Raw genomic sequence first — 14541 nt, 5'->3', positions numbered from 1 at the left:
GTCCCTGTCCCGTTTTTTGTCCCGGTCTATTAGGGCGATTGTGCTGCGCTCGGCGGGGAGAGGTTGACAGCTCAATCTAAGGCGTAGGGCAGAATCGAAGTCAACCAATTAACGGAGACGAGTTTGTCGAAGTTGTCCGATTTCGCAGGTGAGGTGGATCGCCCCGGTGTCATTTTTCTGGCTGAGTCGATCAATCTGTGTGGGCTTGAAGATCCTGTGATGATCGGTGCAGAGGCCAGACTGATGCGCGCTCATTCTGACGTTCGTGCTGAGCTAAGCCGTATTTTGGAACCCCACACAAAGACACGACTCATGCTGCACATCAACCCTTGGGAGTCTGAAGGAGTCCCAAATGACCAGGGGGTTGAAATCAGGCCAATTGCTGATCCTTCGCAGCATCACTATTGGATCGTTCAGCACTGGCGTCGGTGGTTCGACCTGCAGCTTGAACATGCACTGGAGCTTGCTGATCCTGGGCTCACGCCGCTGATGTCCCTGACTTCTCCCCTTCAGCGTCCGTCGGGGTCTGTCAACGCTCACGCGATCTTGAATTGGCTTGAAGAAAATCTGGTGGCGGAAACACGTCACATAGGTTCAACCGATCTCGTAGGTGTTGAACGTGCTTGGCAGCTTCTCATCGCCTTTGAAAGTCAGGATGAGCCTTCGTACCAATTCATTAAGAAGGCAATTCAGGACTTCGTGGATTTAAAGCGTGTACCAGCGAGGATGCCAATATACGTCGTCGGTTTGTTCTCAATCATCGAGATGTTGCTGACCACTCAGCAGGATAAAACCACCGAGAACTCGTTAAGCCATCAACTGAAGGAAAAGTTGACGCTGCTCGGGAATCGTTTCGCCGAGCCCCTTGTCCTCAAGGATCATCTGCCCCAGACCGAAGGGATGGACTTCAAAAAGGTGGTCTCTAAGCTCTATGCTTACAGGAGCAAAGTAGCGCATGGATCGGCGCTTGAGTTTTCTGGTGAGTTACAAGTACTTGAAAGCCACAAAGCAGTCTGCCGATTTCTCCGTGCGGTCGTCCGGAAGTTAATTCTGCAGGCCGTGACTGAGCCAGCGTTGTTTCGTGACTTGAAGAGTTGCTGATTGCGCATCGATGTTGTTGATGCGCATGCGTTGTACATGGACGAGCGACCCGATTTTTGTCCCGGTCGAAATATTTCTCTTTTGAAATCAAGGACTTATGGTCCCCTCGACAGGGATCGAACCTGTATCTAGCGCTTAGGAGGCACTCGTTCTATCCATTGAACTACGAGGAGCAAGGCAGCCGCGCATTGTAGTGGCGCGCGGGTGCCTTCCTGGCCGCCTGGCCCTCAGTCGTACTTCACGGTGTAGATGATGTCCACCGCGCTTTTCTCGCCGGTCTGCCCGCGCAGCGTGAGGCGGCGGGAGAGGTCGTAGAAGATGTACAGCGTGCCCAGCGTGCCCGACAGGCTGCGCTCATAGGTCACGTACAGGTCTTTGGACAGGCGCTTGCCGAAGGTGAGGGCGGCGGCGCTGGCGTCTTCGCCCGTGGTGGCGCCGCGAAAACCGATTTCGTCCAGTCCCAGGCGACTGGCGGCGTTGGCCGTGGGGCTTTGGCCGCCGTTGCGGCCCAGCAGGGCCAGCGCGGCTTGTTGCAGCACGGCCGCTTCGGCGCCTCCGGCCGAGGCATTGCGGCCCAGCACCACCCACGACAGTTTTTCGGCATCGGGCAGTTCCGGGTCGGAGTACAGCGTGACGCGCGGCGCCTGCACGCTGCCCGTGACCTGCACTCCGGCGCGCACGCTGATGTTGGGGCGCAGCGCCAGGATGTCGAGCGAGGGGTTGTTGTACGGGCCGTTGAAGCGGATGAGGCCCGTCTCCACGTCCAGCATCTGGCCCCAGGCGCGGTAGCGGCCCTGATCGGTGCGCACCTCGCCAGTCACGCGGGGCGGGGCGCCGGGCACGGCGCTGCTGCGGATGTCCACCTCGCCCGTCAGCCGGGTGGTGATGCCCTGGCCTTGCAGCGCAAAGTCGCGCCCCAGGTTGAGGGTGATGGCGATGTCGGGCGGCTTGGCGGTCTCTGCCTGCGCGGCCACCTGGTTGGCCTTGGCGGCGGCCTGGGCCTTGGCCTGGTCTTCGCGGTCCTTGGCGGCAGAGCGCACGACCACGTCCGAGCCCAGTCGCGGTGCGGATTCATCGGGCAGGATGATGGTGGCGCGGTCGGTGGTGAGCTTGCCGCGCAGGCTGATCTGGCCCTGCTGCAACTGGGCCTGCAACTGGCCCGACACGCTGACCTGGCGGTCGGCCCGTACGAGCACTTGCAGGGCCTTGGCCTCGGCCTGCAGGGACATGGTGATGCCTGACAGGCCGGTGGCTGCCGTGGCGCTGTCGCCCCAGGCCACGCGGCCCGTAGCAGTCAGCGTGCCGCCGTCTTGCGCTGCGGCCGTGCGGTTGCCGCTAAAGCCTGCGATGCGCGCGCTGCTGCCCCGACCACCTTGCAGGCGGAACTCGGTGATGTTGAGCTGGTTGCCCTGTAGCGTGGCGCGCAGGCGGCCACCTTGCAGGTCCACGCCGTCCACCACCGATCTCACTGCCATGTCGTCGGCCCCCAGGGTGCCCGCCCAGCGCGGCGCATCGCGCGTGCCCGACAAGGTCGCACTGGCGTCCAGCGTGCCGCGCACGCGCCAGCCGGGCGGCGCCAGCGCAGACCACACGCCCACGTCGGGCAGGCGGGCGCGCAAGGTGCCGGCCAGTGGTGCGTCGGCAGGCCAGGTGATCGGGGCACCGGCGTTGGCCGCGGACAGGCGTGTGCTGGCGGTGGCGTCGATCTCGCCCGCGCGGTCGCTGGCCCAGAGCAGGCGCGCGCGCAGCGTGTCGCCTTCGGCGGTGACCGTGATTTCTGCCTGGCGCACACCGGCGGGCGTGCCCGGGGCGCTCGATGCGCTTGCTGCACCTGATGCACCTGCAGGCGGTGTGGCTGCAGTGGCCAGCACGGTGGTGGCACCTGCACCGGTGCCCTGGCCGCTGCTTTGCACTGCTGTGACGGCTGTGGCATCGCCCGCCAGGATGCGCAGGTCGCCACTGGCACGGCGCAGGCTGGCGCTGGCGCGCAGGGCGTCGCCCGTGGTGTCCACACTCCAGTGCCCGTCGAGCACGATGCTGCTGGACAGGCCCATGCGCGCAAGTAGCGGCTGTGCGGGCCGGCCAGCGGCGGCAGGCGTTTCGCCCAGCCCCAGCGCATCCACCCAGGCCATAGGCAGGCCCTGCAGCGTGCCCTGCGTTTGCAATCGCGCGAGGGCGCCGGGTGCCGTCGCTGCTGACCATTGCATCGGCGACCAGCGCAGGGTGACGGTGCCCGGCAAGGGGCCGGTGACGCGGGCCTGGCCGGCCGATGCCTGCAGGCTGAGGGATTTGGTGGTGGTTGATGGTGCCGCCCGCCCGCTGGCCGGGGACTGGGGGGCGCTGGGGGTAGGTGCGCCGGTGCGCATGGTCAGGCCCAGGGGCTCTGCCAGTTGCAGCATCCACGGCCCGGGGCGCTGGGCGGCCTGGGCTTGCAGGCGCAGTTCGCTGACTTGCAGTTGCCATTGCCCCGCACCCACCATCGTGCTGGCAAGGCGTGTCTGCAACGTGGTCTGCGTGGCCTGGGGCGCGGGTGTGCGGACCTCGCCGGTCAGCGCCAGAGAGGCCTGTGCCAGGTTGCCACCCAGTTCGGCCTTGAAGGCCCGCAGTTGCAAGGCTTGCCCGGCGGAGGTGCCGCCGCTGGCGTTGGTGCTGGCCGGGAGTGTCAGGTCCAGCTGGGGGGTGTTCAGCGTGGCTTGCAGATCAAAACGGTCGGGGTTGCGGGCGGCTGCGCTGTGGGCGGTGGCAGTCTGAGGTTGCTCCGTCAGCGTCTGCCAGCCGCCCTTCCACCGCGCGGTGATCTGTGCGGTGCCCTGCGCGCTGGCCCCTTGCAGCGCGCGCTGCACGGCGGTGCCCACCACCGGCAGGCTCGCCAGCCAGCGCTGCGTGAGCGCGGCGTCGGCCCACTGCCCCTGCAGGTCGCCCGCGCCGCTGCGCGGGGCCAGCGTGCCTTGTGCCTGTGCGGTGGCGCCGGGCACTGCCAGGGTGACCTTGCCCTGTGCAGACTGCGTGCCCAGTGCGACCTGCAGCCCGGTGGCTTCCACGCGGGCCTGCAATGCGTCCAGCAGCAGGCGGTCCAGCCGCACCGTGCCGCCGTCGGTGGCCTGCCAGGTGCCTTGTGTGCTGAAGGTATTGATGCGCAGCGGTGCGCCCGCTGCACCCGGGGTCTTGACGGTTGCTGCGCGCGCCGCCGTGCCGGTGGCTGCCCGCACATCGGCACTGAAGCGCACGGCCTCTCCTTGCGTTTGTGCGGTGACGCGGCCGGAGAGCGGGGCGGCGGCCAGCAGCGTGTGCAGGGCGTCGGGGCGCAGCGCGCGCAGGGTGGCCTGGCCTTCCAGTACGTGGGTGGCGGGGGTGTAGTGGCCCTGTGCGGTGATGTTGCCCGTGCCCGCCTGCAGGGTGGCGCTGGGCACGGTCCAGCGGGTGCCGTCGTAGCTTGCGCTGGCGTCCAACGCGGTCAGGGGCAGGCGGGTGGTGTCCCAGGGGCCGGGCAGGTCGTTGCGCAACGCGGCCTGCAGACTCCAGCCTGCTGTGCCTGCCGTGCCTGCGCCGCCGGATGTGGGCCCGGCTTGCAGCGTGCCGTGCAGCTGCGTGACCGGTGCCTGCGGCCACAGGGCCGCCAGGTTGACGGCGCGCAACGTGGCGTTGGCGGACTGCAGGGGTTGCTGCGCCCAGGGTGCCAGCGTGGCGGCCAGATCGGCCTGCATGGGGTCGGCAGTGGGCGCAGGGGTTGTGCGTGGGGTAGGAGGTTTTGATGCGCCTGGTTTGCTGGCGGGCGCGGCTGCGGGTGGTGTGGCGGCTTCGCTGGTCGGCTCGGGCTTCAGGCGTGCCTGCAGTTGCAGCTGGGCGGCTGCGGTGGCCAGTGTGCCCTGCAGCGTGGCGTGGGCGCCCACCTGCAGCGCAGCGCCGCCCCCGGGCACGGCGGTGCGCACGGTGCCATCCACGGTGGCGTCCAGCGCCATGGGGGCTTGTGCGTCCAGCGTGGCGCGGGCGCTGTACTGGCCCTGGGCCAGCTCCACCGCGCCGATGTTCAGGCGGTGCTGGCGGCCATCAAACCGGTAGTCACCCACCAGGTCTTGGGCTTCCACGGCGGGTGACCCGGCCCACAGCAGCTGGTTGACCCGGAACGGCACGCCCAGCTGCAGCGGCAGCACCAGGCTGGTAAGGGGCGTGGGTGGAGGCTCGGGTGTCTCAGTGGGTTTGGGCTGGGGGGTGATCGCCACGCGGGCGGCATGCACCTCGCCCAGCTCCAGGCGGCGCTGCAGCAAGGGGGCCAGCTGCCAGCCCAGGCGGATGTCGGTCACTTCCACCGCCAGGGTAGGACTGCTCCAGCGCAGCCAGCCAATGTGCCCGCCGCTGCGCAGCGAGCCACTGACATCGCGGCTCTCCAGCTGCTGGTTGGCGGGCAGGTATTGCGCTGCACGGGCCAGCGTGGTGGCCAGCGACGTGCCGCTGCCCGCCCACCACCACAGCAGCGCGCTGGCCGCTAGCAGCAAGGCCAGCAGCGTTACCAGCAGCCAGCCCACGGCTCGGAGCCAGCGCGGCGCGCGGGGGGGGTGAGGGCGGGGTGCCGAGGACGACCCGGCGCTGAAGTCCGACGCGCGGGCGCGCGGCTTGGGAGTGTGGGGGGCGTCGTTCATCGCCATCAGAAGCTGAACCCCAGGCGCAGGTGCAGCCGCACCTCTTTGGTCTTGACGCCATAGGCCAGGTCGGCCTGCAGCGGGCCCACGGGGCTGCGCCAGCGCACACCGGCACCCACGCCCACACGCGGGCTCAGGTCACCCACCTTGTCGGCCACGGCACCGGCATCCACAAACAGCGTGCTTTCCCAGTCGGTCATCGCCCCCTTGTAGACGATGGGGCGTTGCCACTCCACGCTGCCCACGGCCAGGTAGCGGCCCCCGTACAGCTGACCGTTGTCGGTGCGCGCGCCGATGCTGCGGTAGCCGTAGCCGCGCACGGTGGTGTCGCCGCCCGTCACAAACAGCTGCGTGACGGGGATCTGCGCCCCCTCGCGCGCCAGCACTGCGCCTGCCTCGGCCCGCAGGGCCACACGGGCATTGCGCCCGATGCCTGCGTCGTCCTGCACGCGCCCTGCGGGGATGAAGGACTGCCACCGCACCAGGGTGCGCACAAACGGGTCGCGCTCGGGTCGCAGCGTGGTGCCCAGGCCCAGCTCCACCGCCAGGCCATGTCCCCGCGTGGGGGCGGTCAGGCTGTTGAAGTAGCGGCCCGTCCACCCGTAGTTGATGCTCAGGGCCGTGCTGGTGTCGGAGGGCGACCGCGTGTTGTCGGTCAGTCCCTGGCTGTGGGCGTAGTCATACTGCAAAAAATAATTGCGGTCGATGGATTTGGTGCTTTTGCTGCGGCCTGCGCGCAAGCGGCCGCTGTTCACGTCGTAGTCGCCCGTGGCCTCGCGCAGCAACTGGCCGCCCGCAAACCAGCGCCAGCCGTTGTCGTTGGGCAGGTCCGTCCATTCGGTGTTGGCGAGCTTGGTTTCGCGGTCGAGCGCGAGTTTGGTCACCGCGCGCCAGCCCAGCACGGGCATCTGGTTGTGGATATGTTCCAGGGACAGGCGTGCGCCGCTGTCGGTCGAGAAGCCCGGGCCAAAGACCAGCTTTTGCATCGGGGCCTCACGCACCTGGGCCACGACGGGGGCGGCCTGTGGGTCGGTGCCTTCGGTGTCGAGCGTGAGGAACACGGCGTCGTAGTAGCCGCTGCTGGCCAGGCGCAGCTGGGCGTCCAGCATGTCGGCCTCGTCATACACGGCGCCCGTGGGCAGTCGTGCCAGGCGCCGCGCACCGTCGCTGTCGTAGCGCTGGCTGCCCTGCACGCGCAAGGGGCCAAAGCGGTAGGCGGGGCCGGGGTCGTAGCTCACGCCCAGCTGGGCTTCGTGCCGGTCGGCATCGATCTCGGCCCGGCTGTTGGCGATGCGGGCCGTGGGGTAGCGCCGGGCCTGCAGCTGGCGTAGCCCGTCGGTCTTGGCGCTGTCCCAGGCCGACTGGGTGAAGGGCTGCCCGGGGGCGAGGGACCAGTTGCGCTGCAGGCGTTGCTGCCGTCGCGCCAGGTTGTCTTTGTCGGCCTCGTCGGTGCCCGCCACGGTGATGTCGGCACGGGCAATGCGGGTTTGGGGGCCGGGCTCCACGGTGACCGTGACGGTGCGGGGTGCGCCCTTGCGGGTGCCCGCAGTCTCTTGTGCCTCGGTCAGCTCCACGGTGATGGTGGGCGCGAAGTAGCCCAGGGTGCCCAGCAGTTCGCGCGAATTGGCGTCGGTGGCGCCCAGCAGGCGCTGCAGCTCGTTGGCCTGCAGGTCGGGCAGCTGGCGAAAGCGCTGCAGCTCCAGGTGGCGCTCCAGCGTCTCGCGCACCGCGTCGGGGGCGCGTACCACCACGTCAAACGATGGGGCGCCACTGCTGGCTTCGGGGCTGATCAGGTCGCTGCGGGTGTCGCCGGTCGTGGGCTCATCGGCACGCGGCAGCAGGCTGCAGCCGCTCAGGCACAGCGCGCCGGAAAGCAGCAACGCCGACCACAGGGCCGGCGTTGGGGTACTAACAGTGGCGGGACGCAAAACGCGGAGGGGCACGGTGCGGGAGGATGTGTCAGGGGATCGTGTGGGGGAGGGCAAGCCTGTCAGCCCGCCCGATGCATCCCCGACTATGCCCTGAAACGGGAGCGCCCCCTGTCGGACAGATGCTCGCAAGGCATCTGGCCCCGCCGCAGGGGCTACTTGGACAGCAGCCGCATGGTTTCTTCCAGGCCCTTGAGCGACAGCGGGTACATGCGGTTGCCGATGAGCTGCTGGATGATGCTGATGCTTTGGCGGTACTGCCACACGCCCTGTGGCTCAGGGTTGATCCACGCAAACTTGGGGAAGGCGTGGGTCAGGCGCTGGATCCACTCGGCACCCGGCTCTTCGTTGTTGTATTCCACGCTGCCGCCGGGCTGCAGGATCTCGTACGGGCTCATGGTCGCGTCGCCCACAAAGATCAGCTTGTAGTCCTTGTTGTACTTGCGGATGATGTCCCACGTCGGGAACTTCTCGGCAAAGCGGCGGCGGTTGTTCTTCCACATGAAGTCATAGACGCAGTTGTGGAAGTAATAGAACTCCAGGTGCTTGAACTCGCTCTTCACGGCGCTGAACAGTTCTTCCACCCGCTGGATGTGTTCGTCCATGGTGCCGCCCACGTCCATGAGCAGCAGCACCTTCACGTTGTTGTGCCGTTCGGGCACCATCTTGATGTCCAGGTAGCCTGCGTTGGCTGCCGTGCTGCGGATGGTGTCGGGCAGGTCCAGCTCCAGCTCATGCCCTTCGCGCGCAAACTTGCGCAGGCGGCGCAGCGCGACCTTGATGTTGCGCGTGCCCAGCTCCTGTTGGTCGTCGTAGTCTTTGTAGGCGCGCTGCTCCCACACCTTCACCGCGCTCTTGTTCTTGCCTGCACCGCCAATGCGCACGCCCTGCGGGTTGTAGCCGCCGTGGCCGAACGGGCTGGTGCCGCCGGTGCCGATCCACTTGTTGCCACCCTCGTGGCGCTCCTTCTGTTCTTCGAGGCGCTTCTTCAGCGTCTCCATGAGTTCGTCCCAGCCCATCTTCTCGATGGCGGCTTTCTGCTCGGGCGTGAGTTCGTTCTCCAGGATCTTGCGCAGCCAGTCGGCCGGGATCTGCTTGGTGAAGTCGGCCACCATTTCGACGCCCTTGAAGTAGGCGCCGAAGGCCCGGTCGAACTTGTCGTAGTGCTTCTCGTCCTTGACCAGCGTGAGGCGCGAGAGGTTGTAGAAGTCGTCCAGGCTCCAGGCGTCATCCGACTTGGGGCCCACCACACCGGCCTGCAGGGCTTCGAGCAGGGTGAGGTATTCCTTGACCGACACGGGCAGCTTGGCCGAGCGCAGGGTGTAGAAGAAGTCGATGAGCATGATTTGGGCCTCCAGCGCTAGTAGTTATTGCGCGTGACGCTCTAAAAGATATAGCAACTGTGCCTTGGCCTCCGGCCATTCGCCAGCACGCATGCTGTACATCACCGTATCGCGGATGGTGCCGTCGCGGCGCAGCGCGTGGCCGCGCAGCACGCCGTCCTTCTTGGCGCCCAGGCGCTCGATGGCGCGTTGCGACGCAAAGTTGTAGTTGTCGGTGCGCCAGCCCACCACATGGCAGTCCAGCGTGTCGAACGCGTGGCCCATCATCAGCAGCTTGGCCGTGGTGTTGACGTGGGTGCGCTGCACGCTGTGGCGGTACCAGGTCCACCCGATTTCCACACGCTTCACGGCGGGCACTATGTCGTGGTAGCTCGTGGTGCCCAGCACCGTGCCGGTGGCGTCTTCCACCACGGCAAAAGCAAAGCGGTTGCCGTCTTCGCGCATCTTGAGCGCGGCTTCGATGTACGCACGCGTGTCCTGCGGCTCGGGCACCGAGGTGATGCGCAGCTTCCACAGCTCGCCATCGGAGGCAGCGGCGCGCAAGCCTTCTTCGTGGGTCAGAGCCAGGGGCTCCAGGCGGACGCCGCGATCCCGCAGCGTGACAGGTTCTACAAAAGCCATGGGTCTCTACCCTTTGATCATCAATCCTGGGACGGCTGGCTGCGGCGGCTGTTCTGCCAGCGCCGGGCCCCGTGCAGTCCCAGGCCACCACCGAGGCCCACCAGGGCAATGCCCACCAGGCTGCCGGTGCCGTAGCCGGGCGCGAAGATGTCGAGCCCGAGCAGCTGGCCGAGCCAGAAGCCCAGCAGCGCACCCCCCACAAAGCCAACGGCATCTGCGACGCCGTTGACCAGCAGCTGGCGGGTGTCGTCGTTGCCGTTGCTGTTGCTGTTGCCGTGGCTCACTCAGCGGTTCCTCTGGTTCATGAACACCAGCTTTTCAAACAGGCTCACGTCCTGTTCGTTCTTGAGCAGCGCGCCCACCAGCGGGGGTACGGCCACCTTGTTGTCTGCGCTTTGCAGGGCGGTGAGCGGGATGTCTTCGGCCACCAGCAGCTTGAGCCAGTCGATCAGCTCGCTGGTCGAGGGCTTCTTTTTCAGGCCGGGCAGGTTGCGTACGTCATAGAACGTCTTCATCGCCACGCTGAGCAGCTCGCTCTTGAGTGTGGGGAAGTGCACGTTGATGATCTGCCGCATGGTGTCGGCCTCGGGGAACTTGATGAAGTGGAAAAAGCAGCGGCGCAGGAAAGCGTCGGGCAGTTCCTTTTCGTTGTTCGAGGTGATGAACACCAGTGGGCGGTGCTTGGCCTTGATGAGTTCGCGCGTTTCGTAGCAGTAGAACTCCATGCGGTCGATCTCGCGCAGCAGGTCGTTCGGGAATTCAATGTCGGCCTTGTCGATCTCGTCGATCAAGAGCGCCACGGGGCGGTCGGCTGTGAAGGCCTGCCACAGCACGCCCTGGATGATGTAGTTGCGGATGTTCTTCACGCGCTCGGCGCTGTCACCGTCGTTGAGCTGGCTGTCCCGCAAGCGACTCACCGCGTCGTATTCATACAGGCCCTGCTGGGCCTTGGTGGTGGATTTGATGTGCCATTGCAACAGTGGCATGTCCAGCGCCTGCGCCACTTCCTCGGCCAGCATCGTCTTGCCCGTGCCGGGCTCGCCCTTGATCAGCAACGGCCGTTGCAGCGTGATGGCGGCATTCACGGCAAGCATCAGGTCTTGGGTAGCGACGTAGTTCTGGGAGCCTTGGAATTTCATGGGGGAAAACACCGGATCGTTGATGAATGGGCTTGACAGGGCGCTGGCTATAATCGACGGCTGATCAGAGCCCAGAGCTGAACTTCCACGAGATTGTGCGCGCAAAATGAACAAAACGTTGACCACGCTATTTGCCCTGGCTGTCGCTTCCGTGACCGCCTTGTCCCACGCCCAGGAAGCCAAGGGCGACGTGGAAGCCGGCAAGCAAAAGATTGCCATGTGCATTGGGTGCCACGGCATCGTCGGCTACCAGGCCAGCTTCCCCGAGGTGCACAAGGTGCCCATGATCTCGGGCCAGAGCGCCAAGTACATTTCGGCAGCGCTGGTCGCCTACCAGAAGGGTGAGCGCAAGCACCCCACCATGCGCGGCATCGCCGAGTCGCTGTCCGAGAAGGACATCGCTGACGTGTCGGCCTATTACGAACAACACGGCAAGACCGGCGCCGAGCTGCCCGCCAAGCCCTCGCGTGAACCCAGCGTGCAAGTGGCCGAGCTGCTGAAGAAGGGCGCCTGCGTGTCTTGCCACGGCGACAACTTCTCCAAGCCCATCGACCCGTCCTACCCCAAGATTGCAGGCCAGCACGCTGACTACCTGTTTGTGGCCCTCAAGTCCTACAAGGTCGAAAAGAACGCCAACGTGGGCCGTGGAAACGCCATCATGGGTGGTGTGGCCAAGCAGTTCACCAATGCCGAACTGAAGGCGCTGGCCAATTACGTGAGCGGCCTGGACAGCGAACTGCACACGGTGCCGCAGTCGCGCTTCCGTTGATCAGCAGCCGCGCTGACCACAACATGAAAAGCCCGCTTCGGCGGGCTTTTTGCTGGGCGATTGAATTCTCAACGGCTGGCGGCCCACGCACCAACCGCCAGACACACGCACGCCGTGACCGTCAGGCGCCATCGCAGCGGCAAGTACCACGCGGGAAGCGAGGTACGCGCAGCCAGCCGATGGTCTTGTACCAGGTGTGCTGCAAAGCCTGCGATCAACAGCACGGCCCCTGCTGCAGGGGGCAATAGCGTGGCAGGCCAGGCCATCAGCGATGGCACCACGCTCCACACAAAGCAGCGTGTGCGCTCTGGGGCGCTCATCCCGCTTTGTGCCATGGCAAAGCCCCAGTGCAGCGCACCCACAAAACTCAAAATCACCGCGCCGTAGGCCAGCAGCGCTGCGCTCCACCACGGTGTGCCCGGCGCCCACAGGCCCACCGCTGCCAGCGCCAGGAACGGCAGCAGGCCGCCGTATCCCAGCCAGGCTACAACCGGCGGGGTGGGGGCAGAGGAGGGCGAAGGCAAAGGTTGTGTGGACCGGTGGATGTGAGTCGACATGGAGGCCTCCAGATAGGGTGCTCGCATTGTCTGGAAACCGGGACTCCCGAGTGCCATGCATGGTTGTGTGCCACCCACCCGGCGCTTCGCGAAAGTCTCAAGCCCTGCGCCTACAGAGCTCTCCGGTATCGCCCGTTAAAATAGGAACTGGGTGTCGGCGCCAGGGTGGCCCGGCAGGTTCATGCGCTGGTCGGGCCGCCGCGCGGTTTTTCTGCGACCCATGAACTCCTTCCCCACCTTGATCCAGGTGGTTGGCGCCGTCCTGTTCGGCCTGGCCATTCTTCACACCTTCTCCACCAAGTATTTCGAGCACCTTGCGCACACGCAGCCCCGGCATGCGGGCATCTGGCATCTGCTGGGCGAGGTAGAGGTCGTCTTCGGCTTCTGGGCGATGGTGCTCATGCTGTTCATGTTTGCCATTGGCGGCAAGCAGGAGGCCACCGCCTATCTGGACTCTCGCAATTTCACCGAACCGTTGTTCGTGTTCGCGATCATGGTGATAGCCGCCACCAGGCCCATCCTGGAACTGTCTGGGGCGCTAGTCCGGGCGCTCGCCGCCTTGTTGCCAGTGCAGCGCGGCATGGCCATGTACTTTGTGGTCCTGGCGTTCGTGCCCTTGCTCGGGTCGTTCATCACCGAGCCGGCGGCGATGACGCTGGCCGCGCTGATGCTTCGGGACACGCTGTTCTCTCACCCCATCTCCAGTCGGCTCAAGTATTCGACCATCGGTGTGCTGTTCGTGAACATTTCGATTGGTGGAACGCTCACTTCCTTTGCGGCGCCTCCCGTGCTGATGGTGGCTGCCAAGTGGAACTGGGACATCTGGTTCATGCTGTCCAACTTCGGCTGGAAGGCGGCAGTGGCCGTGCTCATCAATGCGGCCATCGTGATGCTGATCTTCCGCAACCAGCTGGGCCACATGGGCCGCAAGATTCCCGCCGCCGAGTCCCCCGTGCCGTGGACCGTGACGGGCGTGCACCTTGCCTTCCTGGTGCTGGTGGTGGTGTTTGCCCACCATCCCGCCGTGTTCCTGGGACTGTTCCTGTTCTTCATGGGGTTCACCACGGCGTACCAGCGCTACCAAAGTCCGCTGATCCTGCGCGAGGCGCTGCTGGTGGCGTTCTTCCTGGCTGGGCTGGTGGTGCTGGGCGGCTTGCAGCAATGGTGGCTGCAGCCCGTGCTCATGAAGATGGATGCCAACGCTGTGTTTTTTGGCGCCGCGGCGCTCACCGCGTTCACCGATAACGCTGCGCTGACCTACCTGGGCTCGCTGGTCGAAGGCCTGAGCGACGAGTTCAAGGTGGCCCTGGTGGCGGGCGCCGTCACGGGGGGTGGCCTGACGGTGATTGCCAATGCGCCCAACCCGGCCGGGGCATCCATCCTGAAGGAGAAGTTTTCGGACGGCGTCATCAACCCGCTGGGCCTGCTGCTGGGGGCCTTGCCGCCTACGCTGGTGGCGGTGATCGCGTTTCGGGTGTTGTAGTTGCTGGGCGGTCAGCGATCAGCCAGCACCGCCTGGTTGGTCATGGCCTCGCAGATGGATCGGATCTGAGGGCGCATCAGCCGGGCCACCTCATCACGCCGGTGCGATTCGAGCCTCCCTGAAATGGCGGCCACGCTGATGGCGGCGATGGGATTGTCCGGCGGAAAGGCAATGCCAATGGCGGCTGTGCCCGGCGTGACCACGCTGTCCAGAAACGCGTAACCCTTCTCGCGCCCTACCTTGATCGCTTCGCGCAGGTAGGGGGCTGTGACGAATCCGTACTTCTCGTACTTGGGAGCATTGGCTTCGATGATGGACTCTGCCTCGTCCGGCGGCAGGGCGCACAAGATGGCCAGCCCGCCCGCACCGACGCCCAGCGGGCGGCGAATGCCCACATCCAGCGCCAATGACTTGATGGGGTAGTCGCCCAGTGCGCGGTGGGTGCACACCGCCTCCAGCCCGCTGCGTTCGCTCAGGTAGATGGTGTCCTGCGTGACTTCGGCCAGTTTCTGCAGCGCACCGTCACACAGTTCCGATAGCCGGTAGCGTGGCCGCGCGAGCAGGCCCAGCTCGTACAGCAAGGGGCCGAGGTAGTACTTGCGCGTGTGCGTATCCCGGTTCAGCAGGCCCTCGGCTTCCAACCGGTGGAGCATGCGAAAGCAGGTCGATTGCGGCAGACCGCTGGTGGTGGCGATCTCGCCGATGCGCATGCCGCCTTTTCCACGAGACGCCACGATACGGAGCATCTGCACCACGCGCTCAATGCTCTGGGTGCCAGTTTTTGAATTTCCACTATGTGGCGATTCTTTTGTCTCAAAGGGGACTGTTGTAGTGTTTTTATTCATATTGTGTTTGTAGTTTGTATCCACATGGTGGGCAATATAGGGTTTACCCAGGCAGTTGAGCTGGTGTTTGATTTTTTAATAAGTGATCAAACGATTTGTTCAACTTCCACATGGTGGA

Annotated in this window: 11 protein-coding genes and 1 tRNA gene; 3 read left to right on the top strand and 9 right to left on the bottom strand. The window is 65.5% G+C overall.

The features are described from left to right. The first annotated feature begins 123 nt into the window (after window positions 1-123). A complete protein-coding gene (locus tag ASD94_RS00725) occupies window positions 124-1101 on the top strand; it encodes a HEPN domain-containing protein (protein WP_056637209.1) in 978 nt (325 codons plus the stop codon). A gap of 98 nt (window positions 1102-1199) precedes the next feature. On the opposite strand, the gene ASD94_RS00720 is transcribed toward ASD94_RS00725, so the two are convergent. The 7 genes from ASD94_RS00720 to ASD94_RS00690 form a co-directional block, all read right to left on the bottom strand. Continuing rightward, window positions 1200-1274, bottom strand: a tRNA-Arg gene (locus ASD94_RS00720). A gap of 54 nt (window positions 1275-1328) precedes the next feature. Continuing rightward, window positions 1329-5744: a translocation/assembly module TamB domain-containing protein gene (locus ASD94_RS00715; protein ID WP_082576695.1), complete on the bottom strand. Its 4416-nt coding sequence runs from the start codon at window positions 5742-5744 to the stop codon at window positions 1329-1331. Then, a complete protein-coding gene (locus ASD94_RS00710; RefSeq protein WP_235510513.1) occupies window positions 5744-7681 on the bottom strand; it encodes an autotransporter assembly complex family protein in 1938 nt (645 codons plus the stop codon). The genes ASD94_RS00715 and ASD94_RS00710 overlap by 1 nt, the downstream gene beginning before the upstream one ends. Window positions 7682-7821: 140 nt before the next feature. Next, window positions 7822-9009, bottom strand: coding sequence for a VWA domain-containing protein (locus ASD94_RS00705; RefSeq protein WP_056637203.1), 1188 nt, complete (start codon window positions 9007-9009; stop codon window positions 7822-7824). 24 nt (window positions 9010-9033) lie between these two features. Further along, window positions 9034-9630, bottom strand: coding sequence for a GNAT family N-acetyltransferase (locus ASD94_RS00700; protein ID WP_056637200.1), 597 nt, complete (start codon window positions 9628-9630; stop codon window positions 9034-9036). 20 nt (window positions 9631-9650) lie between these two features. Then, window positions 9651-9914, bottom strand: coding sequence for a hypothetical protein (locus tag ASD94_RS00695; protein WP_056637197.1), 264 nt, complete (start codon window positions 9912-9914; stop codon window positions 9651-9653). Beyond that, the gene (locus ASD94_RS00690; RefSeq protein WP_055401588.1) at window positions 9915-10769 is read right to left on the bottom strand and encodes a MoxR family ATPase; all 855 of its coding nucleotides are present in this window, start codon (window positions 10767-10769) and stop codon (window positions 9915-9917) included. A 106-nt stretch (window positions 10770-10875) separates the two neighbouring features. Here ASD94_RS00690 and ASD94_RS00685 point away from each other — a divergent pair, with 106 nt between their 5' ends. Then, complete coding sequence (locus tag ASD94_RS00685) at window positions 10876-11538, top strand: cytochrome c (RefSeq protein WP_056637194.1); 663 nt, start codon at window positions 10876-10878, stop codon at window positions 11536-11538. Window positions 11539-11606: 68 nt separating this feature from the next. Here ASD94_RS00685 and ASD94_RS00680 read toward each other — a convergent pair whose 3' ends face one another. Next, window positions 11607-12095, bottom strand: coding sequence for a DUF3429 domain-containing protein (locus ASD94_RS00680; protein WP_056637191.1), 489 nt, complete (start codon window positions 12093-12095; stop codon window positions 11607-11609). 220 nt (window positions 12096-12315) lie between these two features. On the opposite strand from ASD94_RS00680, the gene ASD94_RS00675 reads away from it, so the two are divergent. Beyond that, entirely contained in the window at window positions 12316-13578 is a 1263-nt protein-coding gene (locus ASD94_RS00675) for a putative Na+/H+ antiporter (RefSeq protein WP_056637638.1), read from the top strand. Window positions 13579-13589: 11 nt separating this feature from the next. Here the strand turns inward: ASD94_RS00675 and ASD94_RS00670 are convergent, their stop codons facing one another. Continuing rightward, window positions 13590-14423 carry an IclR family transcriptional regulator gene (locus ASD94_RS00670; protein WP_056637188.1) on the bottom strand — a complete coding sequence of 278 codons (834 nt, stop codon included), beginning with the start codon at window positions 14421-14423 and terminating at the stop codon, window positions 13590-13592. Window positions 14424-14541: the final 118 nt, after the last annotated feature.

This window comes from Acidovorax sp. Root70, assembly GCF_001428225.1.
Lineage (GTDB): Bacteria > Pseudomonadota > Gammaproteobacteria > Burkholderiales > Burkholderiaceae_C > Acidovorax.
The sequence above is the reverse complement of the archived record's forward strand: the minus strand, read 5'-3'. Positions and strand labels throughout refer to the sequence as shown.

Bases quoted from the DNA above. Each gene is read 5' to 3' on its own strand.
- ASD94_RS00715 (WP_082576695.1), bottom strand. From the start codon at position 5,744: ATGGCGATGAACGACGCCCCCCACACTCCCAAGCCGCGCGCCCGCGCG.
- ASD94_RS00705 (WP_056637203.1), bottom strand. From the start codon at position 9,009: ATGCTCATCGACTTCTTCTACACCCTGCGCTCGGCCAAGCTGCCCGTG.
- ASD94_RS00700 (WP_056637200.1), bottom strand. From the start codon at position 9,630: ATGGCTTTTGTAGAACCTGTCACGCTGCGGGATCGCGGCGTCCGCCTG.
- ASD94_RS00690 (WP_055401588.1), bottom strand. From the start codon at position 10,769: ATGAAATTCCAAGGCTCCCAGAACTACGTCGCTACCCAAGACCTGATG.
- ASD94_RS00685 (WP_056637194.1), top strand. From the start codon at position 10,876: ATGAACAAAACGTTGACCACGCTATTTGCCCTGGCTGTCGCTTCCGTG.
- ASD94_RS00680 (WP_056637191.1), bottom strand. From the start codon at position 12,095: ATGTCGACTCACATCCACCGGTCCACACAACCTTTGCCTTCGCCCTCC.
- ASD94_RS00675 (WP_056637638.1), top strand. From the start codon at position 12,316: ATGAACTCCTTCCCCACCTTGATCCAGGTGGTTGGCGCCGTCCTGTTC.
- ASD94_RS00670 (WP_056637188.1), bottom strand. From the start codon at position 14,423: ATGAATAAAAACACTACAACAGTCCCCTTTGAGACAAAAGAATCGCCA.